This is a genomic window from Streptomyces sp. NPDC044064 (assembly GCF_056434245.1).
In genome coordinates this window covers 19,149-45,812 of the sequence record NZ_JBWKFN010000038.1, presented here as the reverse complement: position 1 = coordinate 45,812, position 26,664 = coordinate 19,149, and the positions used below count along the sequence as shown (strand labels likewise).

Sequence of the window (26,664 nt, the reverse complement as noted above, 5' to 3'; positions counted from 1 at the left end):
TTGATCCCACGGCTGGTACGCCCGAGCTGTACGAGCCGCGCCTGGCGCTGTTCACGCTCAGCGCGGCGCACCAGCTGCTTGACGTCCTGCAGCACTTCGGCGCGATGGATCACGACCGGGGAGCTCAAGCCCGTCACTTCGCCGCCGAGCTCGCAGCGCGCGTCCCCCCACGTGACGCCTACGGAGTGTCTCTCAGATCCGGCCGCCGTGGATCCGACAGCAGCGGCCGTACCCAGTCGGTTGTAGGCGGACAACTCGCCCGACAGGTCTCGGGAGGCCACGGCCCGCTGCACGGGGTTGGGTCAAGCGGGCCCGTCTCCTGCGTGATGGTGCGGTCGCACCAGTCACAGAGCACTGTCGTGCGGGCACCGGCAGCCTCAAGGACACCAGCCGCGTCCTGGGCGGCTTCGAGCCAGTCAGGTTCTGTGACCGCTACGGGCGCACTGTCCAACAGAAGCTTGCTCTTTCAAAGACTGAGGAGCCTTCCAGCAGGTGAAGGCCATGGGGCAGGCTACCTCCGAGCCCAGATGAGGATGGCGGCGAGGTGGAGTGCGGCCTGGTAGGCGATGGCGAGCTTGTCCGTTCGCATGGCCAGGCCGCGCCATTGCTTCAGCCGGTTGATGCACCGTTAGACGGCATTGCGCTGCTTGTACGCCTCGGCGTCGAAGGCTGGTGGTCGGCCTCCCTCGCGGCCTCGCCGCAGCTGGTGGCCTACCTGGTCGGACGGCTGAGGAATGACTGCGCGGATCCCGCGTCGGCGGAGGTGGTTACGGATCGCGCGGGATGAATACGCGCGGTCCGCCAGGACGGCATCAGGTCGGGTCCTCAGTCTTCCGGGTCCGCTTCGCGGAACACGGATGGCGGCCATGACGGTCTCGAAGGCCGGTGCATCACCCGCCTGGCCTGCGGTGACGCGAAGGGCCAGGGGCCGTTCACGGCTGTCGCTGGCGAGGTGGACCTTCGTAGTCAGGCCACCGCGGGAGCGTCCCAGCGCGTGGTCGCCGGGCTCGGCCCGGTCCGGTGCCCCCTTTTCCTGGCTCCGGCGGCGTGCTGATGGGCCCGGCAGACGGTGGAGTCCACCGACACGGTCCAGCCGATGTCGTCAGCGCCCTCGGCCGCTGCCAGCACCGCGGCAAGGATCCGTTCCCAGGTGCCGTCCACGGCCCACCTGATCAGCCGTTTGTGGGCGGTCTGGAAGGAACCGAGCTCGTCCGGCAGATCCCGCCAGGGTGAGCAAGTGCGGTACTTCCACGCGATGGCCTCCAAGGTTCGGCGGTGGTCGGCCCTCCGCCGACCACGGACCGGATCGGCCGGCATCAGCGGCTCGATCCGGTTCCACATCGCATCAGTGATCACTAATCGGACGGACACGTCCGATCAACTGACCATCCGATCAAAGAGACACGCTCTAGTTCGGATAAGACCAGCTCGACGCCCGCGGACTCGCCCTGAACGCCGTGGTCCTGTGGAACAGCGTCTACCTCGACCGTGCGGCCAAGCAGCTCGCCGCCGACGGCTTCCCCGTCACCGACGAACTCCTCACCCGTCTCTCACCTCTCCAGTTCGACCACATCAACTTCCTCGGCCGCTACGCCTTCTTCCGCCCCCAGGAACCCGGCCGCCGGCCCCTGCGGGACCCGGCCGAAGCCAAGAGCCCGCAGGAGTAGCAGGGGCTGAGAGGACGGCCGGGCCAGACAGTCTGTACTGGCCGCGGCCACCGGGGATTCGTGGGCGGACGGTGCGTACGATCTCCTGACCACCGTGCTCGGCGGTCAGGAGCGCTGCCTCGGCGGCGCGTACAGCGGGGAGCCGTAGACGCCGCGATGGCGTCTACGAACCCCTTCCGGAAGCCTCCACGATGGTTCCCATCCCCGGGGTACGTCCTCGATCGGTCACCTCCGCGACAACCTCGCCGCCGCGTCACTGGGGCTGTCGGCGGCGTACTTTGACGGCGGGCCGTACATGGGTACGGGCGGGCGGTCCCACGCCCTGACACGGCGCGTCGTCCACCGAACTGGCGGACCCGCTCACGCATGCGGCCTACCCGAGGATGCGGCGGCGTCGGCTGTTGACGACGCTGTACAGGGTGCCTGCGCAGAACGGGACCGTGTACTCACCGCCTGTCGGCATGCGGGAACGAATGCAGCATCGCAGCACCCAGAAGGAGGCCGTCTTGGCACCGGTGACCCGACTTCCGCTCGATGGCGGGGGCTGCATTCTGGTCGAGGAACCAGCAGGTGTGCTGGAGGGACCAGTGAAGGCCAGCCGCCTCGGCGAGGCCATTGGAGAGCTGCCCAGGACGCTGCAAGAAGCACTTGCGCCGGTCACGGAGGCGGCTCGCGTCACACTCGACGAACTGCGCAAGGCCCGGCCCGATGAGATCGCGGTCGAGTTCGGTGTCGACCTCGCCGCCGCGGCCGGGGCAGTGATCACCAAGAGCCAAGCGAGTTGCCACCTCAAAGTGATCATGTCGTGGAAGATGAAGGATGACACGGGTCGTCCTCCTCATCCAGACACAGGCGCAGGCTGATCCGATGGCCGACACCTCGAAGACACCCGACGGGGGCATGGCGGGGGGCCTACCCGCTGCCGTAGCACAGGTCCTCGGACCGGACGGAAAGGTCGCCGGGGCCGGCTTCCCGGTGGCCGACGGACTGCTGGTCACCTGCGCCCACGTCGTCGAGCTTGCCGGAGGGGGGCCCGGTACAGAGGTACAGCTGCGCTTCCCCCACCTGGATGGTGGCCCCCGGGTAAACGGGCTTGTCCTGAAAGCGTTGTGGCGTGCCTCGGAGGACGAGGATGTGGCGGTCGTCCGCCTGAGCAACACCCCGCCCGATCTGAGGCCGCTGCCGCTGGGCTCTGCGGCCGGTTGCAGCGGCCACAAGGTGCGCTCGTACGGGTTCCCCGCACAGGCCCCGCAGACGGGGCACCTCGGCTTCGGTGAAGCCGGGGATCTGCTACCGCCCTCCCCCCAGCGGGGCACCCACCTGCAGTTGACCGATGCTAACGATCTCACCACCGGCTTCAGCGGCGCGCCGGTCCTGGACGAGGAAACCGGTCTGGTCATCGGCATGCTCACGGAAATCACTGCCCCCGACGGCTACCAACGGGGGCAAGGGGTCGCCTACGTCACTGCCACGCAGACGTTGCGGGAGATCGTGCCGGAACTCGCGGTGCAAGAGGTGTGCCCCTATCGGGAACTGGAGCCCTTCACCGCAGAACATGCCCGATGGTTCCAAGGCCGAAAAGACGCGGTGCGGCAGGTGGTTGCGAACCTGGCCGGGCAACGGCGGCTGACACTGCTGCTCGGCCCCTCCGGCTCGGGCAAGTCGTCCCTGGTCCAGGCCGGTGTCCTGCAGGCGCTGGCCGCTGGTGAGCTGCCCGGCAGCGACCGCTGGCTGCCCGTCATCGCCCGGCCTCGGCAGAACCTGTTGGCGGAGATCGAGCGCGCCGGACTCCCCGGGGCAATCACGCAGGGCATCGCTGCGGCTGTCAGCCGCAGGCTCTCGGCGGAGAATGATTACGAGCGCGTTCTCCTGGTCGTCGATCAGTTCGAAGAGCTGTTCACCCAGCCCTGCCATGGCCAACGGCAGGACGGCCTTTCGGCCGTGGAACAGATCACCGCGGCCGTCGCCACCGCGGTCGGGCTGAGCGTCATCCTGATCATGCGGGACGACTTCTACCCCCAGCTGGCGGCCCGGGTACCCAAGCTGCTGGAAACCGCAATGCCAGGTCTCTTGAATGTCCCGGGCACCCTGAGCCAGCAGGACCTGTACGACATCATCACCCTTCCCGCCCAGGACGTGGGACTTCGTTTCCAACCAGGTCTGGCGGAACAGATCGTCACGGATGTCCTGGCCGTCACCCCCGAAGCGGCCGCGGCCCGCCAAGCACCCGTCACCGTATTGCCGCTGCTGGAACTCACGCTCAGCCAGCTGTGGTCGCGGCGCCAGGACGGATACCTCACGCACGAGGCCTACCGGCGCATCGGAGCGGTGAGCGGAAGCCTGACCACGTGGTGTGATAGCGCCCTGAACCGGCTGCCTCCCGAGCAACACCCGATCGCGCGGCGCATCCTGACCTCTTTGGTGCATCCTGACGATCCCAGCCGCAACGTACCCGCCGTACGTGCCCAGCTGCCCCTCGATGAACTGCGCGACCTGGCGGCCGACCCCGACGATGCAGCCGACGGGCACGTCGACGACGTCATCGGCGTCCTGACCCTCCATCGCATCATCACCACCCAACTGCACTCTCCTGAAGGGCCTGATGCCCCTCCGGGCGAGCCGGTGGCCGAACTGGTCCACGACGCACTCATCCGTGAGTGGGGCACTCTGCGCGAATGGGTCGCCCAGGACCGTCTCTTCCATGAATGGTTCAACCGGATCCGTGAGCGGCGAGCCCTCTGGGCGGCGACATCCGACCCGGGAGAGCTCCTGAGCGGAGCAGCACTCGCCGCAGGGCTCGACTGGTCACGCGAATGGCGCCTGCCAGGCGACATCAAAGCCTTCCTCAAGGCCAGCGAGCAGCGGCAGCAGGCCGCCATCCGACGCAGCAGGCGCCTCAACGCCATCCTCGCGTCCCTCCTCGTCCTCACGCTCCTCGCCGCGGCAGGCGCATTTTTGCAGTGGCGGGCAGCCGTCGACGAGCGACAGGCAGCCCTGTCCCGACAGCTCGCCACCCAGTCCGGCACCCTCATCGACACGAACCCCGACCTCGCCTCGCTGCTCGCCATCCGGGCCTACCGCGCCAGCCCCACTTCCGAAGCCCTCGCCAGCCTGGAAAACGCGGCAGCCCTGCCATTGAAGCAGCGCCTGTCGGGCCATACAGGTGAGGTCGCGGCGGCGGCATTCAGCCCCGACGGGCACACCCTCGCCACCGCTGGCCAAGACACAATGGTCCGGCTGTGGAACCTGTCCACCCGGAAACTCCGCGCCACACTGCCCGGCCACAACGACAGGGTCTCGTCCTTGGCGTTCAGCCCCGACGGACGCACCCTCGCCACCGGCAGCGACGACAAGACGGTGCGGCTCTGGGACATGGCCACAGAGGAATTCCGTGCCACCCTCACCGGCCACACCAAAGCCGTGACATCGGTGGCCTTCAGCCCCGACGGCAGCACCCTCGCCACCGGCAGCGACGACGCGACCGTGCGGTTCTGGGACGTGACCAAGGAAGAAGGTGTCTCCACCCTCCCCGTCAGCGCCGACTACACCGTGACGTCGGTGGCTTTCAGCCCCGACGGAAGCGCCTTCGCCGCCGGCAGCGCCGACGCGACGGTGCATTTGTGGGACGTGAACTCGGGGGAAGGCCTCGCCGCGCTCACCGGCCACACCGCGCCCGTTTTCGATGTTGCCTTCAGCCCCGACGGCAAAACCCTCGCCACCAGCAGCCACGACTACACCGTGAAACTGTGGGACCTGACCACCAAGAAACCCCGCAGCACACTGACCGACCACCTTCAACGTGTGTTCTCGGTGGCCTTCAGCCCCGACGGCAGCACCCTCGCCACCGCCGGTGAGGACAAGACAGCACGGCTGTGGGATGTGAACACGGGGAAGGCCCGAGCCGTTCTCAGCGGGCACACCGACGAGGTGACATCCGTGGCGTTCAGTCCCGACGGGAGCACCCTCGCCACCAGCAGCGCGGACGCGACGGCGCGGTTGTGGGACCTGACCAGCGGATCTGCCCGCGCCCCCCTCAGCGGTCACAGTGACCGTGACATCCCCAAGTCCGTGGCGTTCAGTCCCGATGGGGACACGCTCGCCACCGGCAGCACCGACAAGACCGTACGGCTGTGGGACCTGGACACCGGGAAACCCCGGGCCCCACTGACCGGTCACACCGACGAGGTGACATCCGTGGCGTTCAGCCGCGACAAGCGCACCCTCGCCAGCGGCAGCATCGACAACACGGCACGGCTGTGGGACCTGACCACAGGGGAAATGCGGGCCAAACTCACCGGTCACCCCAACGCAGTTCTGTCCGTGGCGTTCAGTCCTGACGGGAACACCCTCGCCACCGCCGGCGGAGACAAGAAGGTGCGACTGTGGGACGCAGCCACCGGAAGGCTCCGTGCCACTCTGCCGGAGGCCACCAGCGGTTTGTGGTCCGTGGCATTCAGCCCCGACGGCCATACCATCGCCGCCGCCGCCGATGACAAGACGGTGTGGCTGTGGGACGTCGCCACCAGAAAGGCCCGGGCCCCACTGACCGGCCACACCGACAGCGTCCGGTCCCTGGCGTTCAGTCCCGACGGGAGCACCCTCGCCACCGGCAGCACCGACAGGACAGTACGGCTGTGGAACGTCGCCACCGGCAAGGCAAGAGCTCCCCTGACGGGTCACACCGGCAAGGTCTATTCCGTGGCCTTCAGCCGCGACGGGCGGACCGTCGCCTCCGGCAGCGACGACTTCACGGTTCGACTGTGGGACGTACACACTGGAAAGACCCGCGCCACCCTCACCGGTCATACCAACGCGGTGACGTCGCTGGCGTTCAGTCCCGACAGACACACCCTCGCCAGCGGCAGCGGGGACACCACCGTGCGGCTGTGGAACGCGGTCCTTCCCGAGCCCGATGCAGCGATCCGGAAGATCTGCCAGGCCGTCCATCGCGATCTGACCTCAGACGAACAGGTGTCCTACCTGTCCGGACAGCCTGATGGGCAAGTCTGCCCATCAGGCTGATACGTCAAGGTATGGAAGGGCGGGCGCTTGGTTAGGCACGGTGGCCGGCCACCGGTTATCACCGAGGACATGCTCCACACCGTGCTGCGGCGCCGGGTGCTCGGGAATCCGTCGAGCAGATCCAGTCCGACCTGATCATCCCCACCGGCAAACGCAAGTGGAACAGTCTCTCCGTGGCCAGCATCTACAGAGCTCTCGCGGACCTCGGGAGGCACCCCGCCGCCTCCCCGTTGCGACCGCCCTGGCGGCGCTCGCCGATGACGGCCGCTCCAGCACACGTAACTGCAACCAAAGCGTGGCGTTGAACTGATCATGAAGAAGATGAACATCACGAAGGTTCTGGCCGGCGCGGCTTTCACGATTGCCGCCACGATGGCCGTCGCCGCACCCGCATCGGCCACAGGCTTCGGAACCGGCAACGGTGACACCGTCACCGCAGGCGGCCCAAGCGGCGTCCTCAACAGCCATGACGCTCCGTTCGTCAACGCCGACCTCCGCTGCGCGGTACCGCTGCCTGAGGGCGAGGGCATCGGGGGGCACGCGCTCGGCGGGCCCAAGGCCGCGTGCAACATCGCGCCCGTCGACCAGTTCCAGGCACCGCAGAAGCTGCTCTGACAGCAGCACCGTCCTCCCCGCCATCGCTCCGCACATCGGCCAAGTCGTACTCGGCGACCGCACCGCTGAGGAGGAACGGCAACGGAGGCAACTGAGGGGAAATTCGCCGATGGCTGGGCTTCCAACCGTCCACCGGGCCGTGAGTGGCTCCCGAACTCATCGGCATTGATCAAGCGACGAGGCTACGCAGCGACTCCCGAGGCCGCCGACAGACGCCTCCCGTTCTCGCGTACAAAGCGAGGGTGGTGGCCGTCTGCTCACGCGTATGCCGTAAGCTGGGCGTATCGACGCGGGGTGGAGCAGCTCGGTAGCTCGCTGGGCTCATAACCCAGAGGTCGCAGGTTCAAATCCTGTCCCCGCTACTAACGACACCGGCTCCCCTCGACACCAACGTCGAGGGGAGCCGGAGGCATGTGGGGCCCTGGGCCTACGGGGTGGGCGAGGATCCCGCGGCCGGCCGGGTGGTCATGGACGCCTACGAGTCCCGGAACGAGCCCGACGGTGCCCCCTGGGGGGACGCCCTGTACCCGTACCCGGAACACGTACTGATCGCCACGAAGGTCGGCTTGGTCCGTCCCGCGCCGGGACAGTGGAGGCCGCTGGGCAACCCGTTCTACCTTCGCGCCTGCGTCGAGGCGAGCATTCGCCGCCTGCGGATGGAACGCCTGGAGCTGTGCTACCTGCACCGCATCGACCCGAAGTGGCGCTCGACGACCAGATCGCCGTCCTGCAGGCCATGCAGCAGGAGGGGAAGATCGGGCACATCGGCCTGTCGAAGGTCACGCCCGAAGACCTCCGCCTGGTCGTCAAGCATCAGCCCGTCGCCGCGGTACAGAACGTCCTCAACACCCACGACCGCTACGACCCCACCGTGGAGTTCTGCCGGGAACTCGACATCCCCTACGTGGCCTACCGGCCGCTCGATGCCGGCGTACTGGCCCGAGGGCACGGGCCACAGGAACCGCTGAACTGGCTCCTCAACTACGGGCCCCACATCGCGCCCATCCCCAGTACCAGCAAGCCCGGCCATCTCAACGAGATCGTCGCGGCCGTCCAAGGCGGTCCGGCCTGATGCCTGCCGCAACTGCGCACTCCGACGATTCACTGCGCATAGAGCTTGTCAGAATCTAACAGAGTTTTGCCCGTATTGAACCTTCTATCCTGTTGATGCCGCTACGTGGGGCCCTGGCCATACACCCCGGCGGTAGAAGGACGAGCGACCCACGTCGCTGACCACTTCGTATGCCCCCAGCGGAAGGTCAGTGCCATGACCGGATTCCCGGCCGAGCCCGCACGCTCCCCCTCTCCCGCGGGGAAGGAGCCACGATGAGCGCGAATCAGAAGAGGCTCATCGCGTATGCCATCTGCAGCCTGCTCTCCATCATCTTCGGAGGCACCGCCGCCCTTGTCGTCGGCATGCTCAGCGCCCCCGCCCTTGCCACTGCCGGCGCGTTCGGTGGCGGCTTTGTCAGCCTGATGGGCATTGGCGTTGCGGTGATCGGCCCCTTCGACTTCACCTGACGGCAATGACTCCCTCTCCCGAGGCTCAAGAGGGCCGAGCACATTCCGTCACCCCGCGAACCACATTTTGCGAGAGAATCCGGTCGTCTGGATCGTTTGGGTTGGAGATCTTGATCGATCTGAGGCTTGCCGCTGCCTCGTCGGCATGGTCAAGATCGGCGGCATGATCAAAGGTGTGATGTTCGACTTCTCCGGAACCCTCTTCCGGATCGAATCGGCCGCGCAGTGGCTGGACGCGGTGACCGCGAGTGCCGGTCTGGTTATGCCCGGCGAAGAACTCGATGCGTGCGCCGGCCGGCTGGAAGAGGTCGGGGCTCAGCCAGGAGGGGTGCCTCCACGCCGAGTGCCGCCCCATCTGGAGGCACTGTGGCGGGAGCGTGATCTGACTGCCGAACGGCACCGGGCCGCTTTCACGGCCCTCACCCGGGAAGCCATGCTGCCGTTGCCTGACCTGGCTCAGGCTCTGTATGACCGGTCTCAAGTGTCCGGGGCATGGCAGCCGTATCGCGACACCGAGGAAACCCTCCATGCCCTGCGTGGGCGAGGCATCCCGGTCGCTGTCGTGAGCAATATCGGCTGGGACATGCGCCCCGTCTTCCGCGACCACGGTATCGATGACCTCGTGGACGCCTACTTCCTCTCCTTTGAGTGCGGGGTGGAAAAGCCCGATCCCCGGATCTTCCAGATGGCGTGCGACAAGCTCAAAGTCGCGCCCGGCGACGCGCTCATGGTGGGAGACGACCGCGTTACGGATGCCGGCGCCGGCGCGCTGGGGTGTCGGGTCCACCTGGTTGATCCTCTACCCGTGGACCAGCGTCCCAGTGCACTGGCCGAAGTACTCCGACTCCTTTGACACGACCAGACCGAGTGGACTGCCGGCGAGAGGTGAGAGGTCCGCCGATCGTCGGTCGGCGGGGTGATCAGCGTGGGCAGACGGAATTGGCCACGAAGGAGGCGCGCAGGGCCGGGGCGATCCGGGAACTAAGCTCTGTTGCGCGGTGCTGATCACAACCACTCATTGATGGCCGCGATGAGGACGGTCGCCTCGTAGCGGACCGCCAACTTGTCGTAGTGCATGGCGACAGCGCGATGCCTCTTGAGACGGTTGATCCCGCACTCGACCGCGTACCGCTCCCGGTAGTCAGCCGAGTCGAAATGCGGCGGCCGGCCGCCGCGGGAGCCGAGCTTTGGGCGGTTGCGCTTGGTCGGCCTTGTCCGGAATGGTGCAGCGTATCCCGCGGCGGCGCAGGTAGACGCGGTTACTTCGGGAGGTGTACGCCTTATCAGCACGCACCCGATCCGGGCGGACCCGTGGTCGGCCCGGCCCGATGCGAGGCACGCGGACCTTCTCCAGCACGGGTTCGAACTGCGGCGAGTCTCCACGCTGCCCCGCCGTCACCACGATCGATATGGGCTTCTGACCCTGCTCAACTGCCAGGTGAAGCTTGGTGGTGAACCCACCGCGCGATCTGCCCAGCCCATGATCACGGGGCTCCATGAAGATGCCGCCCGGTGGTTCCTTCTGCAGATCACGCTGCTTGCAGGCCCCAGTTGCGTGCTGATGGGCGCGGCCGACCGTGGAGTCGACGCTCAGGTCCCACGTGATAGCACCCTTCGCGTCGGCCAGCGACTGGAGCTGAGTGAGGATCCACTGCCAGGTGCCGTTCCGCTGCCAGCTCCGGAACAGGTCGTAGACACGGCTCCACGGTCCGTACGCGACGGGGACGTCCCGCCACGGAACACCGGTCCGGACCCGGAACCGTATGCCGTGGATCAACTGCCGCCGAGGCCAGACGGGCGGCCGCCCCGTCCTGGCCCCCTTCGGCAACAACGGCTGTAGCGCCGCCCGCTGCTCGTCCGTGACATCTCCCCGACCCATGAGCCGTGATCATTCGCAACCCAAGATCCACTTTCGACACACTGCCCAGTACGGCATAGGCGTGGGGACGCACGGACGCCCGGCTGTCGGCAGCAGGGGCAGCGGCGGTCTACCTCACGGTGGGCGCACTCGCGGTTCGGGGAGAGACGGTGGGCCATGACCTCGGGCTGTCTGAGAGTTACGACTCGGTCGGCCAGGTCATCAACACGGTGCCGGTCTCCTCGTCGGTGAGGGTGATGCGGGCGCCGGGCAGGCGGCCGCGCTCGCCGACCCAGGTGGAGAACTGGCGGCGCGCATTGCGGACAGCGACCCTGGCCCGGTACTTGCCGCTCTCCTCTCTGACATCACCGGTGCCGGTTCAACCGATCAGGAACCGGGCGAATGCAACGGTGCCAGCGAAGGCGCCACCAGCAGCCGGCACAGCGACAGCCCACGTGTTTCCTGCCAGCACCATCAACACGCCAGCGGCCACAGCGATCTGCAGGCCCATCCCTACGGGAGACGGGCCGAGCCAGGGTTGACCGCCTGACCCGGGTCGTGGTCCACCTCGGCGGCTCCAGCCGCGCGGATGTGGTCTTGGCGTCCCGTCAGGGAGGGATCCAGGATCCACGTCATCGACGACCGCCAGCCGCAGCGCCGGGCAGATGGCGCCACCAAGGATGAGCTGGGCCTGCCACCCCGGCATCCTCGTTGAAATTGCCCGGTTCCGGACCCGTTGCCAATCGGCGACCGCCTCGGCGAGAGCACTGCGGGCACTCGCGTTCCTATGAGCTTCGCGATGCATCCCTCGCCGGGCGTCCTTCACCCGCATGGTCGATTAACCCAAGCCCCCGGCTTGCGGAACCGCGAGGGCTGCTCGAACGCTTGAACGGAGGGAGGGGTGTGGGGGCGTTAACGCCCGCCTGGGCGTTGGAGAGGAGACAGATTCACATGTCCGTTCGAAGCATGACGTCAGCACGACTCACAGACGGCCGCCCGCAGATGTTCGCGGGAAGCAACCACGGGCTGTTCACCCGATGGAAGGTGAGCGAGCTCCCGAGCGCCGCCTGGACCGGCTGGCAGCCCTTCGATTTCATGCACGGCCACGTGGTGTCGCTCGCCGCGGCCCCGCTCACGGACGAACGCCCGCAGATATTCGCCGTGACCGACGGCGGTGAACTGTGGACCACCTGGAAGGTGACCACCGACGCGAGCGCCGCCTGGGCCGACTGGACGAAGTTCAACAACCTACCGGGATCGGCCCGCAGCGTGGGCGTGGCCACCCTGACGGACGGCCGTCCGCAGATCGTGGTCGGCACCGACACCGGTTCGGTGTCCGCATGGAAGGTGAGCACCAACCCCGACGCCGCCTGGACTGACTGGTCCTCCTTCGACGGCCCGCCCGCCTGACCCCTGGGCGCACGGCGTCACCCGACCGCAGCCGCCATCCAGGTCACACTCGTACCCGTGGCCTGGACGGTGCTGCGCCGGATCACCGAGCCGGGCAGCACCGCCTCCCACGACGACCTCCAGAGGCACTTCGCCGGACACCCGACAACGACGATCCCGCCGGACACCCACGACGAGCTCAGCAAGGCACAGCCGGAGCCACGACCTGCAGCGGTCGCGCGGCGCCCTCGCCCTCCGGCGATGCCGCTGGCCTGCTGCTTTCAGCCATCCAACGCCCTCATAGTCCCGACAGCACGGGACCCGAGGACTTCCGCAACATGGAAGTCCTGCGCCGAGCTTCACCTTCATGCCCCCGCTGGGACAACCGCTGGGGCGGCCCGGCCATCGGCATCTCAAGGCAGGGAGAAAGCGACATGACTTGGCATTACACCGACCTTACGAGAGTCAGCGATACACCACCGTCGGCAGGTGATCCCGCCGAATACACCACCGACGCCGACAAGACCAGGCGTGTGGTCTACCGCGGCACGGACAGTCACATTCACGAACTGTCGTTCAACGGCGCCTGGCGTCACACCGATCTCACGAGCACCGCACAAGGTAACCCCCCGAACCCGGCAGGCGACCCCGTTGGCCTGGCAACGGGATTCGGCACGACAGCCGCGGCGTGTGTGGTCTACCGCGGTACGGACAATCACATTCACGAACTGTCGTTCAACGGCGCCTGGCGTCACACCGATCTCACGAGTACGACACAAGGTAACCGCCCTAACCCGGCGGACGACCCCCTCACCATCTACCGCCCCCCAGTGAGGGACGAACCCTTTGTGCTCTACCGCGGCACCGACAGCCGCATCCACGAACTGTCGGCCGATCCAGATCTCACCACGACCTTCGATCCGCCGGGTCCTCCGAAGGCAGCCGGCGGCACGACCTCCGCCTACTACTGGGCGCAGGTCAACGGCATGAACGTGGCCTATCGTGGCATTGACGGCCATGTCTACCTTCTTTCGCTCCACAGCCACTTCGGCAACCAGTACGAGGACATCACCGCTGCGGCCACCGGTAACCCACCGGCCGCAATCGGCAACCCTGTCGGCACCGCCCTGAGAGACAAGGGAGAACAGCACGTCGTCTACCGCGACAGCGACGGTCACCTCCACGACCTCGCCTTCGACGGCCAGTGGCACCACAACGATTTGTCCGGCGCCGGTGCATCGCCGAGTGCGGCTGGTAACCCTGCCGTCTACGCCTGGGACGTCGACAAGACGCTGCACGTGCTCTACCGCGGCACCGACAACCACATCCACGACCTCGTGTTCGACGGCCAGTGGCACCACAACGATTTGTCCGGCGCCGGTGCATCGCCGAGTGCGGCTGGTGACCCTGCCGTCTACGCCTGGGACGTCGACAAGACGCTGCACGTGCTCTACCGCGGCACCGACAACCACATCCACGAATTCTGCTTCAAGGCGGACCAGGATCGTTGAAGGTGAGCTCGCAGACCGACGCTGAGACCGTACTAGCGTTTCCGACGGGTGCCAGTCCTGGGTGATCGCCCAGGACTGGCATCACATCACGGAGGCGACAGACCAGGTCTGACCTTGACGTCCAACCTAGCCGCCCCAGGCCAGGGCCTCGCACCGGACCAACTTGGTTGTCAAAGGACACTGACCTGCGTGGAAATCAGTCCGCTGTGAACCACTCGTGGCGCGTCGGTAAGCCTGCCGATGTCGATCTAATCGGTCAGGCGATGACCGTGAAGCCGTGCCGTCGGCCGAGCTTGATCAGGGATGGCTGATCGGGGACGCCGTCCGCCGCGGCGCCTTCGTAGCCGAGGCGCCGCTGCCACGCCGCGTACGCCGTGATGGTGAGGAACTCGAAGTCGCCGTCGTTGTTGATGTTGTCGAGCAGACCCTCGGCGTGCAGCGCTCCCTCGACGAGGCGGACGCCGTCGGGGTAGGTCGGGTGGTCTTGCGCGGCACCCGGGTCAGAACTGGTCAGGGTGATGAGGCGCCGGAGGTCGATGCTGGGCTCTCTGTCTGTTTCGAGCGCCAGGATCTCCGTCGCGCGGGCGATGATCCGGCCGCGCTGTGCTTTGCGCTTGTCGCCGGGGCAGTGCGGGTGCCCGCCCCAGGCGTCGCCGCCCACACCGTGCCAGGTCAGGCCGGGCTGGGTCGTGCTGTCCACGACGTGCAGCGGCCAGCCGAAGGTGGAGTTCCCCCAGGCGTAGATGTGTGCCACCCCCTCCACCTGGGCGGCGGTGAGCGGGGTGTCCGGGTGGCCTTCGGTCTCCACGCTGGCGTAGTACGGGTTGCCCAGATGCTGCGCGAAGGCGTAGTCGACGCCGGTCTCGACGTACTGCTCGATCCGGCCCATGGTACTGACCCAGAAGTCGGAGCTGACCTGCTTGGCGGGATTGTTGAAGTAACCGTAGGGACTGTTGGTGCCATCCTGGACGTGCAGGACCAGGCCTCGATGTTCGAGGACACCGTTCTTGTGGGCGTTGACGACGGGCCGCCAGGCAGCGCCGGGCATCCGTGACATAGGTTCTCCAGGGCATGACCGAGGCTCCGGCCGGGACGGCGCCGGAGCGTACAAGGGCGGGACGGCTCGCTCCGAGCGTCCAGCGGGGTGCAGCTCAGAATCTGCATGCTCTGGCCGCGGACTCTGTGGACGACACGGACCGCATTCGGGTGGATGGAGCCAGGCCCGTCACACAGTCCCGCAGCGGAGGCCGACGCCGCCCGTGTACCGGATCCACGTGAGACCACCACTCAAAGCACGTCCTTGCGTGATCCGCCCCAGCCGGTACAACCATCCAGCACCGCCGGCACCCTCAACGGTGCGACTGGGTTCGCTGAGACGGAAGCCCGAACTGCTCGGTTCGTTGAGAAAGCGACTCAATTGGGCGAGACAGGACACTGGCGGCCGCAGAGGTCGCGCTCCTGAGTGATCCGGATCAGCAGTGGCTCGAACCCGCCTTCAGCCCGCGACGCCGCATACAAAAGTTCAGGCCATCGCTGCTCGCCCGGCGGGTGGGACCTGGCCGGACGCAGGTTGGCTTCGACATCCTCTCTGCGCCTGGCAGTTCCATGGCTTCCATGCGGCGAACAACTCGCCATAGCGCCGGTACAACTCAGCCGCGGTCGCCAGATCGCGCTCGAGTCGTCGCTGCGTCTGCTCTCACCGGGACGTGAAGACAATTGTGATCACCAGCCCCATCAGAGCTGCGCCCCCCCACCCACCACCGCGCCTGCGACGATGGTCTCCCCGAGGTTGAGGGCAGCCTCCATGGGCGGTCTCCAGTGCAGCGTCCGAGCCTGAGATCCCCACCCATGGCCGAGCCGTCCCGCAACCGCCGTACGAACATGCGCGGCTATACCTGCAAGTCACCCGGCCGGCTCTATCACCGTCACCAAGGCGGCACTGCACGTGCGTTTGGACGAAACGGCGGTTGGGATGGTGAAACTGGGCGCCGGCCAGCTCCACGAACTTGTGGGGTTCCACGGCCCCTCGCAGTGAGTCGCTGTGCGTTGAGCGGTCCGGGAGCCGAGCGGCTGTCAGGGCCTGGCCACGCGCTTCATGGACGACAAGAAGCTGCCAGGGTGTAGGGGGCGGGGCGTCAGCCCTTTGTGGAGGTTCTCGCCGATCGCCTCGGCAGCCGTGCTGGGAAGGCGTCTTCAGGCCAGGGCCCTGGAACGGGCGGGCGGCCGCCACCTTGTGCCTCGGGGCGGCGGCCGCTCGGCCCTGGTGGGGCTAGTGCGCTCCGATGGTGGTCCTCGGGCTCTGCACGTCGCCGTAGTAGTGGCCGTTCAGCCAGAACCCGGTGGAGACCACGTAGGTGCCCGCCGGTGCATTCCAGTATTCGCTGTACCCGGGCGCCCCTCCACCGGTTCCCGCGATCGTGGTGCCCTGCCCGGTGGAGACTCCGGACCCGCAGCCGAAGTCGTGCGCCCAGCCACCGGTGTTGACGTTGATCGCGTGCGCGCAGTACACCACGCCCGTGCCGGAGTAGTTCTGGAACGGGATCGTGGCGGAGATGGTGTAGCCGTTGTTCTCGACCCAGTAGCAGGAGTCGATCGAGATGTTGTTGGTGATGTACGCGTAGTTGTGCGTGGTCCACGACCGGCACGCGTAGGCGCTGTACGCCGGGGAGACGGCGTGGGTGCTGGACGACGCGGTGGCGGCATGGGCGCCGGACGCCGTGAGGAGGCTGCCGGCCAGGGAGGCCGCAACGGCTGCCGCGACGGTGAGTGCCTTCTTGAAACTCATAGGTGCCTTCCAGTGTCGACGCTTTCGCGTAGTTCGCGAGACCAGTGAGCGTGAGCCTCGTTCCTCATCCGGCGCGTTCCTGCGTCGGTGACGGACTTCGGCTCGGATCGACCGTGCTGCCTCGGCTCGCGTGGCCGCTTGGCCGGTGAGAAGCTGCGGTTCTACTGACCCATCGGTCAGTCATGGGTCTGGGCCACTCCGGTAGGGGTGACAGTGGCGACGGCCGTCGTCGCGACCGCCACTGCTGCCTTGACCGGACGTTTCATTGCTGCGCCTTTCGTTGCGCGGGAATGGCTGAGTGACCCACGGTGACGCTATGGACACGGGTCCGTCGGCCGTCCTAGGTTCGTCCTAGTGCCAGGTCAGCCAGGGAATCCGCGCTGAGCGCGAAGTGCCGGGGGGAACATGAGATTTGCCGTGCTGGGGCCGTTACATGCCCAGATCACCGGGCGCGACGTCCGGCTCGACGGACCGCGACAGGCCAAGATGCTGGCCGCGCTCTTGGTCGACGCCAACAACGTTGTTGCCATGGAACGGCTGGTCGCCGTGATGTGGGATGAGAAAGCACCTGCCACCGCGGTCCGTCAGGTCCAGGACGCGCTCTCCGGGCTGCGCCGCAACCTTGCCGCATGCGGAGCACCCGGCTCTTTGATCAGCACGCGGCGCGGCGGCTACCAGATTCACCTGGCCCAGGATCAGCTCGACCTACTGGAGTTCGACCACGAGCGGTACCTCGCCGAACGGCACAAGGCCCCGTTCGAGACAGTTGTCGCGCTGCGGCGCGCGCTGGCCTGCTGGCGCGGGGACGCCTTGGTCGACATCTCCAGCCGGGTCCTGGAGTTCGATGCGGCGCGGCTGAACGAGAAGCGCGCTGCCACGCACAAACTGTGTCTGAGCGTCGAACTCGACCTGGGGCGTCATCGTGAGGTCATCGAGGAGTTGACCACCCTGCGACGCGAGCACCCGTACGACGAGCACGTCGCCGAGCACCTGATGGTCGCCCTCTACCGGTGCCAGCGGCAGGGCGAGGCGCTACAGGTGTACGAGCAGCTGCGCCAGGCACTGGCAGGCGAACTCGGCGTCGACCCCACCCCGTCGATCCAGGCGCTGCATCGGCGCATCCTGGTCGCCGATCCCACCCTGGCGGCCTCTGCCCCGGCAAGTGGCACCTCGGACACACGACCGGAAAGTTCTGGCGCGGCGGCCACCGAACCGGACATGGCTATGCCGGTGCGTCAACTACCCCTCGATGTACCTGACTTCGTGGGCCGCGCGGATGCGCTGGCCGAGGTCGCCCGATTACTCGACCCGTCGGCGCCGAACCGGGCCCCGGTGGCCGTCATCGTGGGCGGTCCCGGTGTCGGCAAGTCCTGTCTGGTGACGCACGCCGCGCGGCTGGCGCGCGCCGCCTTCCCCGACGGCCAGCTCTACCTCAACCTCGCCGGGACGTCGGACGAGCCGCGGGATGCGGCGCTGATGCTGGCCGAGGCGCTGCGTGCACTCTCGGTCGCCGGCAGCGCGATCCCGAACGGCCTGTCGGAACGGGCGGCGCTCTACCGGTCGTTGCTGGCGGACCGCCGGATGCTGGTGGTGCTGGACGATGCCGGTCAGGCCGATCAGGTGCTGCCGTTGCTGCCGGGGGCCGACGGCTGTGCCGTGTTGATCACCAGCCGCACTCTGCTGACGCAACTTCCCGGCGCCCGGCACATCGACCTGGACGTGCTGAGCCCGGCAGAGGCGCGGGAGTTGTTCACCGGCATCGTCGGGCGGCGGCGGGTCGAGCAGGAACCGGCGGAGGCCGACGCGATCCTCGACTGCTGCGGCAACCTGCCGCTGGCAATCCGGATCGCCAGCGCCAAGCTCACCGGCCGCCCGGCCTGGACCCTGCAGGTGCTGCGGGAGCGGATCGAGGACGAGTCCCGGCGGCTGGCCGAGCTGAGGATCGGGGATCTCAGCGTGCGAGCCAGCATCGAACTGAGCGTGCGGCTGCTGCCGGCCGACGCGGTGCGCGCGCTGAGCCTGCTGGGTCTGCTCGGCCCCTACACCCTGCCCGGCTGGGTGTTCGGCCCCCTGCTGGACCGCTCGGACGCCGAGGAGGTGCTGGACACCCTCGTCGACGCCAGTCTGGTGCGGCTCACCGCCACCGACGCCATCGGCCAGCCGCGCTACCGCCTGCACGACCTGATCAGGACCTGTGCCGTGGAGATCGCCGCCCAGCTGCCGGCGGCGGACAAGAGGGACGCCATGGTCCGGGTGCTGTCCGCCTGGCTCGATCTGGCCGGGCGCGCCACCGATCGGCTGCCGGCCGGGCTGCTGGCCGGTGAGCCCGGTTCGGCGCCCCGCCTGTCGCTGCCCGACGCGGTCGTGGACCGGCTGATGGCCGACCCGGTCGGCTGGTTCGACGTGGAACGCGACACCCTGCTCGGCGCGGTGAAATTGGCCGTGGACTGGCAACTGCACGAGCTGGCCTGGGAGCTGACGGCCGGCACGGTGACCTACTACGACCACCGGTGCCTGTATCAGGACTGGGAGCACGGGCACCGGCTCGCGTTGGAGGCAGCCGAGGCCGCCGGCAACCGGCGTGGCGCATCGGTGCTGCTGCGCGGGCTTGGCCAGCTGCACATCTACCGAGACGAGTTCGACGGGGCAACCCGTGCTCTGCAGTCCTCCGTCGAGCTGTGCCAGGAGGGCGGGGACAAGCGCGGAGAGGCGTTGTCGGTGGCGATGCTGGGCACGGTCAGCCGGGTGCAGGGCCGTTACGACGAAGCCACCGATCGTGTCGAGCAGGCCCTGGCCATCGCCGTCGGTGAGGGCGACCGGCACCTCGAAGCGCAGCTGTCCTGTTCGATGGCCGTGATGCGGCTCATGCACGGCGAACTCGACGAGGCGGAGTTCTGGTTCGCCGAGGCTTTGCGCCAGGCCAGGGCCCTCGACGACGGGCATCGAGTGGCAGTCGTGCTGCGGCGGTTCAGCCGCCTGCACGATCAACGCGGTGATCCGGACGAGGCGCTGCGCTGCCTGCGGCAGGCATTGGCCACCTTCGAGGAACTGGCCGACGAGCGGTGCGCCGCGTACACGCTGCTGGAAGTCGGCCGCGTCTACGCCGGTCAGGACGACCGAAACCAGGCGAGTCCGGCGTTGGAACGCGCGGCGGACCTGTTCCACCGGCACGGCGACCGCCAGGACGAGGCCGCGTGCTGGCAGCTGATCGGCGACCTGGACGCCGCCGCCGGCGTCCACCACCTGGCGCGCCGGCACCACGAGCGGGCGCAGCGGTTATGGCAGACGATCGGTGACATGCGCCAGACGAAAGCTGCAACGCCACCATCGTCACCATGACCCGGCCGGGTTCGCCGTGCCGTCCCGCGTGCGCTGCCCGAGAGCTTCGAAGGCCCCGTCGGGCCGGGATGCGCTGCACCATCAGCTTCGAGCTCTGCCAACCGTTCGGCAGCCCCCACGGGATCAAGGTCGCCATCGGACGCCTGCGGCGGGACGGAGAACACTTTCGTTGACGTCGACCTGCGAGGGCCTGGAAACGGCGAAGGCGATGGTCTCCGCGATGGCGGAGGCGGGCAGCGCCACGGCGCGGTAGGTCTGCATAGCCTCTGCCCCTCGCACTGCGGGACTGTTACCGAACACGCCGACGAGCGAGAGGAAGTCCACCACGAAGCCGATCTCGCCAGCACTCAGAACCAAAAGCTCCGCCGGCACAGGCCACGCGCTCGCTTCGGCGCGGCGCCAGCCGAAGCGCACCGTCCGTTCCGACCACGAAGGTGAACGGTTCGGCCAGCTCCGCCGCTGATCTCTCAGCGATCCAGCCGCCGAAGTCAGCCGCCGAACTGATCCGGCAGCCGCCTCTGCCAGGCCGGACCGCAGCCCTCAGCTCGACCGGTCCGACATATCGGTAACTCCACCCCTGCGCACTCACGTCAGCCAACCTGGAGCACTTCCGACACACGCCCTAGGTGTATTGATCACGAGCGTTGTTAACAGGGCCGGGGTCTTGATCATGGCGAAGACCTCCGGTGTGGTGGAGGTGTCTAAGCTGCACCGCACGGAGGTCTTCGTGTCCCACCGTAATGCCCGTCTGACCGTTCACGGCAGACGGATCCTGGTCGAACGTGTCCTGTCCGGCCGTCCCGTCGCGCATGTGGCGGCCGAGATGGGCATATCGCGGCCCACCGCGCACAAGTGGATCCGCCGCTGGCGGGCCGAGGGCGAGGCCGGCCTGCACGACCGTTCCAGCAAGCCGCGAACCACACCCCATCGCACCCCGCCCGCGGTCGAGGCCCAAGTCTGCCGTCTGCGGTCCGACCGCAAGCTCGGCCCAGCCCGCATCGGACCGGTTCTGGGCCTGCCCGCTTCGACCGTGCACCGCATCCTGACCCGCCACGGCCTCAACCGCCTTGCCTGGCTGGACCGGCCCACCGGAGCAATCGTCCGCCGCTACGAACGCGCCCGACCGGGCGAACTCGTCCACGTCGACATCAAAAAGCTCGGCAACATCCCCGACGGCGGCGGTCACAAGATCATGGACCGCCGCCAGGCGATGGACAACAAACTCGCCACCACCGACCGACGCCGCAGCTGCAAGCCGGTGATCGGCTACTCGTTCATCCACTCCGCCGTCGACGACCACTCCCGCCTGGCCTACAGCGAGGTCCTCACCGACGAGCGCAAGGAAACCGCCGCCGGTTTCTGGCAGCGGGCGAACGCCTTCTTCGCCGCCCACGGCATCACCGTCGAACGGGTCCTGACCGACAACGGCTCCTGCTACAAGTCCAGACTGTTCACCCAGACGCCGGCCACATCCGGCATCACCCACAAGAAGATCCGGCCCTACCGGCCGCAGACCAACGGCAAGGTCGAACGCTTCAACCGCACCCTGCTGGACGAGTGGGCCTACCAGCGGCCCTACCAGACGAACGACGAGCGGACCCAGGCCCTGGCAGACTTCCTCCACACCTACAACCACCACCGGTGCCACACCGCACTGGGCGGACACCCGCCCATCAGCCGCGTCAACAACGCTGCGGGTCAATACACCTAGGGGTGGGGCAAAGCGGCCGTGTATGCGCGCCAGCTGCCATATGAAGTGATCTCGCGGGCACCCTTGAGCGCCTGGGGCTCGCAGAGGAAGCCCGTCACGAAGCTTCCGTCCGCGAGTTCCACGCTTCCGAGTGCCATCGGGCGGGGCAACGCCGCGAGGAGGGCACCCAGCCCCTCGGCGGGCAGTTGCCACACCTCGGCCTCGATCGCGCCACCGCCCTCGCCGACCCGGACCAGCCCCGGCTTCGGAGGCAGGGTGTCCAGCGCGTACAGCCGGTATACGGGCGCGGTCGTGGTCGTACGCACCAGCCGTCCGCCCACAGCGAGCAGCTGCCCGTTCAAGGGCTGTCCGGACAGGTGCGCGCCGATCACCGCGAGTTGCAGTGGCGGAGCGGTGACCAGCCCGGCGATGCGGGCGAGCCGCCCGTCCGTGAAGGCCGGGCCGATCAGCATGACACCGAACGGCAGCCCGTTCACGTCGCCTGCGGGAACGGCCACCGCCGCCAGGTCGAAGAGGTTGGTGGAGTTGGTGAAGCGGCCGAGCCGGCCATTGGCGCCCAGCGGGTCGGCCTCGACCTCGGCGATGGTCGGGTGGCCCGGTGCGGTCGGCAGGAGCAGTGCGTCGGCGTCGCCCAGGGAGGCCAAGGCCCGGGCGCGCAGGGATGCCAGCTTCCGCTGGTCGGCGTAGAGCTGGTGCGCCGGGATGTCCCTGGCCCGGGAGATGATTCCGGCCACGGTCGGGTCGAGGTCCGGCGAGCCTTCGTGCGCGTCGACGAAGGCGCCGACGGCGGTGTAGCGCTCGGCGACAAACGCGCCCTCGTACAGCATCGCCGCTGCCTCGGTGAACGGTGCGAGGTCGACGGGCAGGAGCTCGGCGCCCGCGTCGGCGAGCCGCTGCGCTGCCGTTTCGAACGCATCGGTCCAGCCTGCGTCCAGTCGGCCCAGTTGCGCAGGTTCCGGGACGGCGATCCGCCACGGCCCGGGGCGGCGCAGGGCCGGAGCGGACAGTGGGCGCCCGGGCGGCACTGTCATGAGGGACAGCGCCCGCTCGGCTTCCGGGAGCGTACGGGCGAAGACCGTAACGCAGTCGAGCGAGGCGCAGGCCGGGACGACGCCCTCGGTCGGGACCAGCCCGATGGTCGGCTTGAGACCGACGATGCCGTTGAAGGCCGCCGGGATCCGGCCCGAGCCCGCGGTGTCCGTGCCGAGCGCGATGTCTGCGATACCGAGCGCGACAGCGACCGCCGAGCCCGACGAGGAGCCGCCGGACACATGCTCCGGGGCGACGGCGTTGCGGACCGGACCGTACGGGCTGCGAGTGCCGACCAGACCGGTCGCGAACTGGTCGAGGTTCGTGGTGCCGAGTGCCACGGCGCCCGCCGCCTTCAGACGGGCCACGGCCGGGGCGTCGGCGTCCGGCTCGTACGCGTAGGCGGGGCAGCCGGCGGTGGTCGGCAATCCGGCGACATCAATGTTGCCCTTGACCGCGAACACGGTTCCGGCCAGCGGCAGCCGCTCACCGGCGGCGGCTTTCGCGTCGACCGCTGCGGCGTCCGCCTCGGTCTCGGCCTGCGGGCGCAGGCCGATCCATACTTCGGGCCGGTTCACCTGCGCGATGCGTGCGTAGGCGGCCCTCACCCGCTCAACTGCGGTGATCACGCGGCTGCCTCCACGGTCTCGGCGGGAGCGAGGACGACGAGCGCGGTGCCCGCCTCGACCTGGCTGCCCGGCTTGGTCAGGATCCGCGCGACGATGCCGTCGGCGGGGGCCGGAACCCGGGACTCCATCTTCATCGCTTCGAGCGCCAAGAGCGGCTGTCCGGCCGACACGCGGTCGCCGATCGCGACGTTGACCTGCCAGACGGAGGCGGTGAACTCGGCCTCGACCAGGTGGCCGCCGTCCGGGACCTCGACGTCGGCGGTCGGCGGGGCCACCTCGGCGGCCCCTTCGGCGCGGGCGAACTCGCCCGCCGCCTCCCAGGCGTCGCGCTCCGCGTCGAACGCGGCGCCCTGTCTGGCGCGGAACTCGCAGATCGACTCGGCGTTCTCGGCGAGGAACCGCTGGTACGCGGCGAGCGAGAAGGAGCCCTCCTCGATCCTGGGTACGAACCGGCCGGACATGATGTCCGCGCGCAGCTCCTGGAGCTCGTCCGCGTCGACCGGGTACCACCTGATCCGGTCGAAGAAGCGCAGCAGCCAGGGTGTGCCCGGCTCGAAGGCGCCGCGCTGCTGCCAGCCCGACCACACCTGGGTGGTGCGGCCGACAAACTGGTAGCCGCCGGGGCCCTCCATGCCGTAGACGCACAAGTAAGCGCCGCCGATGCCGACCGAGTTCTCCGCGGTCCAGGTGCGGGCCGGGTTGTACTTGGTCGTGACCAGCCGGTGCCGCGGGTCCAGCGGAGTGGCGACCGGCGCTCCCAGGTACACGTCTCCCAGCCCCATGACCAGGTATTCGGCATCGAAGACGGTGCGGTACACGTCGTCGACCGTCTCCAGACCGTTGACGCGGCGGATGAACTCGATGTTCCAGGGGCACCACGGGGCGTCGTCGCGCACGCCCGCCATGTAGCGGGCGATGGCCTCGCGAGTCGCCGGATCGTCCCAGGACAGCGGCAGGTGAACGATGCGGCTGGGCACCACCAGCTCGTCGGGGGCGGGAAGTTCCTGCTCCACGCGCCGGGCGATCTCGAGGAGCTTCTCCTGTGGCAGGACGTCGGGGTCCGTCCGGACCTGGAGGGAGCGGATACCGGGGGTCAGGTCGTCGATGCCGTCGAGATGCTGTCCGGCCAGTGCCTCCGCGAGCGCGTGGATCCGCATGCGCAGCGCCAGGTCGAGCTGCATCGGTCCGTACTCGATGAGGAGGTTGTCGTCGCCGCTGCGCCGGTAGGTGACCGACGGGCGGGCTTCGGTCTGCTCCAGTCGGGCGAGGATGCCGCCGTCGACGACGGCCTCGCGATCGGCGCGCGGGGCCGCGGCCGGGTTCCGCCGCAGCCCGGCGGCGACCTCGGCGGTCACCGGGACGAAGCGGACCTTGTCGCCGGGGCGGAGCTGGCCGAGTTTCCAGCGCTGTCCGGTCACGATCGTCGCGGGGCAGACGAAGCCGCCCAGGGAGGGGCCGTCAGGGCCGAGCAGGACGGGCATGTCGCCGGTGTAGTCGACGGCGCCGACGGAGTACGGCGTGTCGTGGATGTTGGACGGGTGCAGGCCCGCCTCCCCGCCGTCCGTACGCGCCCACCGCGGTTTGGGGCCGACGAGGCGTACTCCGGTGCGCGCCGAGTTGAAGTGCACCTTCCAGCGTGCGGAGTAGAAGTCGCGGATGTCGTCGTCGGTGAAGAACTCGGGGGCGGAATGCGGGCCTTCGACCGTGCCGATGTGCCATTCGTCACCGAAGGCAGGGCGCCGGTCGAGGGGCACGACGGAGGTGTCCGTGCGCTGCTCGCCGCCGTGCAGCACGTCGCCCGCGCGCAGGGCGCGGCCGCCGTGTCCGCCGAACCGGCCGAGGGTGAAGGTGGATGCGCTGCCCAGGAACTCCGGTACGTCAAGGCCGCCTGCGAAGAGTACGTAGGTGCGCAGGCCGTGTTCGTCGGGCGTCCCGACGGCCAGGGTCTGTCCGGCCTCGACGGTTGCCGGCTCCCACTGGGGTACGGCGATGCCGTCGATCGTCACTCGTGCGGGGGCGCCGGTCACGCAGACCGTTGTCGGGTGGGTGAAGCGGAGGGAGGGGCCCTGGAGGGTGCACTCGAGGCCGGGCGCGCCCTCGGCGTTGCCGAGCGCGGTGTTGCCGAGCCGGAAGGAGAGATCGTCCATCGGTCCGCACGGGGGGACGCCGACCTGCCAGTGGCCGGTGCGTCCGGGCCAGTCCTGCACGGTGGTCAGGGTGCCCGGCGCGACGACCTCGATGCGCGACGTCGGGTCGCTGAACGTGGCGAGCGAGGCGGTGGAGTGGGACGCCAGGCGCACGTCGGCGTCCTGGAGTGCGGCGCGCACCAGGCCGAGGTTGGTCTCGATGCCGTCGAGGCGGGTCGCGGCAAGCGCGGCGTCCAGCCTGTCGAGCGCCTCGGCGCGGTCGCTGCCGTGCGCGACGACCTTGGCCAGCATCGGGTCATAGGAGGTGGTGACCTCGGTGCCGGTCTCCACCCAGGCGTCGACGCGGACGCCCTCGGGGAAGGCGACGCGAGTCAGCAGTCCCGCGCTCGGCCGATGGTCGCGGGAAGGGTCCTCGGCATAGATACGCGCCTCGACGGCGTGGCCCTTCGGCGCCGGGGGCACGGTGACGACCGCCGTGTCGCCCTGCGCGAGGCGCAGCATCCACTCCACGAGATCGACGCCGTAGATCTCCTCGGTGACCGGGTGTTCGACCTGGAGGCGGGTGTTGACCTCAAGGAAGTACGCCTCCTCGCGGTCGGCGTCGTACACGAACTCGACCGTCCCTGCGGAGCGGTAGTTCACGGACGCGCACAGGTCCCGGGCCGAGGTGGCCAGCTGCTCACGTACCGCCTCCGGGAGGCCCGGGGCCGGGGCCTCCTCCAGGACCTTCTGGTTGCGGCGCTGCAGCGAGCAGTCGCGGTCACCGAAGGTGACGACGCGGCCCCTGCCGTCGCCGAAGACCTGCACCTCGACGTGGCGGGCGCACTCGACGAGTCGTTCCAGGAACACGCCGGCGGAGGAGAAGGAGGCGGCGGCCACGCGCTGCACCCGCTCCCAGGCATCTTCGAGGGCGTCAGCGCTGCGGCACGCCTGCATGCCGATACCGCCACCCCCGCCGGTCGCCTTGAGCATCACCGGGTAGCCGATCTCCTCGGCCGCCGCAAGGGCCGCCTCCACGGAGGGCAGCAGGCCGGTGCCGGGCGCGAGCGGGACGCCCGCCGCATGCGCGGCGCCGCGCGCCGTGTGCTTGGCGCCGAACAGCTCCAGTTGTTCGGGGGTGGGGCCAACGAAGACCAGACCCTCTTCGGCGCAGCGGCGAGCGAAGCCGGCGTCCTCGGACAGGAAGCCGTAGCCGGGGTGGACAGCACCGGCTCCGGTGTCCTTGGCGGCCTTCAGGACCAGGGAGGCGTCGAGGTAGGAGTCCTTGGCAGGGGCCGGGCCGAGCCGTACGGCCTCGTCGGCCAGTCGAACGTGCTCGGCCCCGCGGTCCGGGTCGGAGTAGACCGCGACGGTGCGCAGGCCGAGCCTGCGGGCGGTGCGGATGATGCGCGACGCGATCTCGCCACGGTTGGCGACCAGCAGAGTGTCGAACGTCATGGGC

General features: G+C 68.6%; 15 protein-coding genes, 1 tRNA gene and 5 pseudogenes. 13 read left to right on the top strand and 8 right to left on the bottom strand.

What is annotated here, in order from left to right:
• Nucleotides 1-511: 511 nt before the first annotated feature.
• Nucleotides 512-1,341, bottom strand: a pseudogene (locus tag AC07DS_RS40415) (IS5 family transposase).
• A gap of 95 nt (nt 1,342-1,436) precedes the next feature.
• On the opposite strand from AC07DS_RS40415, the pseudogene AC07DS_RS40410 reads away from it, so the two are divergent.
• The 9 genes and pseudogenes from AC07DS_RS40410 to AC07DS_RS40370 form a co-directional block, all read left to right on the top strand.
• Nucleotides 1,437-1,667 (top strand): annotated as a pseudogene (locus AC07DS_RS40410) (Tn3 family transposase); the annotation flags it as partial.
• 515 nt (nt 1,668-2,182) lie between these two features.
• Complete coding sequence (locus AC07DS_RS40405; protein ID WP_479153805.1) at nt 2,183-2,530, top strand: CU044_2847 family protein; 348 nt, start codon at nt 2,183-2,185, stop codon at nt 2,528-2,530.
• Between the two features lie 4 nt (nt 2,531-2,534).
• A complete protein-coding gene (locus tag AC07DS_RS40400; protein ID WP_479153755.1) occupies nt 2,535-6,689 on the top strand; it encodes an nSTAND1 domain-containing NTPase in 4,155 nt (1,384 codons plus the stop codon).
• 321 nt (nt 6,690-7,010) lie between these two features.
• Nucleotides 7,011-7,304, top strand: coding sequence for a hypothetical protein (locus tag AC07DS_RS40395; RefSeq protein ID WP_479153754.1), 294 nt, complete (start codon nt 7,011-7,013; stop codon nt 7,302-7,304).
• 288 nt (nt 7,305-7,592) lie between these two features.
• Nucleotides 7,593-7,666: transfer RNA gene (locus AC07DS_RS40390), tRNA-Met, on the top strand.
• A gap of 105 nt (nt 7,667-7,771) precedes the next feature.
• A pseudogene (locus AC07DS_RS40385) lies at nt 7,772-7,951 on the top strand (hypothetical protein); the annotation flags it as partial.
• Between the two features lie 53 nt (nt 7,952-8,004).
• A complete protein-coding gene (locus tag AC07DS_RS40380; RefSeq protein WP_479153753.1) occupies nt 8,005-8,376 on the top strand; it encodes an aldo/keto reductase in 372 nt (123 codons plus the stop codon).
• 254 nt (nt 8,377-8,630) lie between these two features.
• The gene (locus AC07DS_RS40375) at nt 8,631-8,825 is read left to right on the top strand and encodes a hypothetical protein (protein ID WP_479153752.1); all 195 of its coding nucleotides are present in this window, start codon (nt 8,631-8,633) and stop codon (nt 8,823-8,825) included.
• 145 nt (nt 8,826-8,970) lie between these two features.
• The gene (locus AC07DS_RS40370; RefSeq protein ID WP_479153751.1) at nt 8,971-9,678 is read left to right on the top strand and encodes an HAD family hydrolase; all 708 of its coding nucleotides are present in this window, start codon (nt 8,971-8,973) and stop codon (nt 9,676-9,678) included.
• Nucleotides 9,679-9,830: 152 nt separating this feature from the next.
• Here the strand turns inward: AC07DS_RS40370 and AC07DS_RS40365 are convergent.
• Nucleotides 9,831-10,704, bottom strand: a protein-coding gene (locus tag AC07DS_RS40365) for an IS5 family transposase (protein ID WP_479153750.1) whose coding sequence is annotated in 2 segments (ribosomal slippage) — nt 9,831-10,026 and nt 10,025-10,704 — 876 coding nt in all. Because the reading frame shifts where the segments join, the coding sequence is not laid out codon by codon here.
• A 945-nt stretch (nt 10,705-11,649) separates the two neighbouring features.
• On the opposite strand from AC07DS_RS40365, the gene AC07DS_RS40360 reads away from it, so the two are divergent.
• Nucleotides 11,650-12,093, top strand: coding sequence for a DUF8189 domain-containing protein (locus tag AC07DS_RS40360; protein ID WP_479153749.1), 444 nt, complete (start codon nt 11,650-11,652; stop codon nt 12,091-12,093).
• Nucleotides 12,094-12,410: 317 nt separating this feature from the next.
• Nucleotides 12,411-13,583, top strand: a complete 1,173-nt coding sequence (locus tag AC07DS_RS40355; protein WP_479153748.1) for a PLL family lectin — start codon at nt 12,411-12,413, stop codon at nt 13,581-13,583.
• A 256-nt stretch (nt 13,584-13,839) separates the two neighbouring features.
• Here AC07DS_RS40355 and AC07DS_RS40350 read toward each other — a convergent pair whose 3' ends face one another.
• Nucleotides 13,840-14,640: an N-acetylmuramoyl-L-alanine amidase gene (locus tag AC07DS_RS40350; RefSeq protein ID WP_479153747.1), complete on the bottom strand. Its 801-nt coding sequence runs from the start codon at nt 14,638-14,640 to the stop codon at nt 13,840-13,842.
• A 1,212-nt stretch (nt 14,641-15,852) separates the two neighbouring features.
• A complete protein-coding gene (locus AC07DS_RS40345) occupies nt 15,853-16,368 on the bottom strand; it encodes a hypothetical protein (RefSeq protein WP_479153746.1) in 516 nt (171 codons plus the stop codon).
• Nucleotides 16,369-16,773: 405 nt separating this feature from the next.
• Here AC07DS_RS40345 and AC07DS_RS40340 point away from each other — a divergent pair, with 405 nt between their 5' ends.
• Entirely contained in the window at nt 16,774-19,707 is a 2,934-nt protein-coding gene (locus AC07DS_RS40340; protein ID WP_479153745.1) for an AfsR/SARP family transcriptional regulator, read from the top strand.
• A gap of 123 nt (nt 19,708-19,830) precedes the next feature.
• Here the strand turns inward: AC07DS_RS40340 and AC07DS_RS40335 are convergent.
• Together AC07DS_RS40335 and AC07DS_RS40330 are read right to left on the bottom strand one after the other, a co-directional pair.
• Nucleotides 19,831-19,983, bottom strand: a pseudogene (locus AC07DS_RS40335) (oxidoreductase); the annotation flags it as partial.
• A 48-nt stretch (nt 19,984-20,031) separates the two neighbouring features.
• Nucleotides 20,032-20,251: pseudogene (locus tag AC07DS_RS40330) on the bottom strand (hypothetical protein); the annotation flags it as partial.
• 183 nt (nt 20,252-20,434) lie between these two features.
• Here AC07DS_RS40330 and AC07DS_RS40325 point away from each other — a divergent pair.
• A complete protein-coding gene (locus tag AC07DS_RS40325; protein ID WP_479153804.1) occupies nt 20,435-21,418 on the top strand; it encodes an IS481 family transposase in 984 nt (327 codons plus the stop codon).
• On the opposite strand, the gene atzF is transcribed toward AC07DS_RS40325, so the two are convergent.
• Both atzF and uca read right to left on the bottom strand, forming a co-directional pair.
• Complete coding sequence (gene atzF / locus AC07DS_RS40320; RefSeq protein ID WP_479153744.1) at nt 21,415-23,076, bottom strand: allophanate hydrolase; 1,662 nt, start codon at nt 23,074-23,076, stop codon at nt 21,415-21,417. The genes AC07DS_RS40325 and atzF overlap by 4 nt on opposite strands.
• Entirely contained in the window at nt 23,073-26,660 is a 3,588-nt protein-coding gene (gene uca, locus AC07DS_RS40315; protein WP_479153743.1) for an urea carboxylase, read from the bottom strand. Before uca ends, atzF begins: the two co-directional genes overlap by 4 nt.
• Between the last annotated feature and the right edge of the window lie 4 nt (nt 26,661-26,664).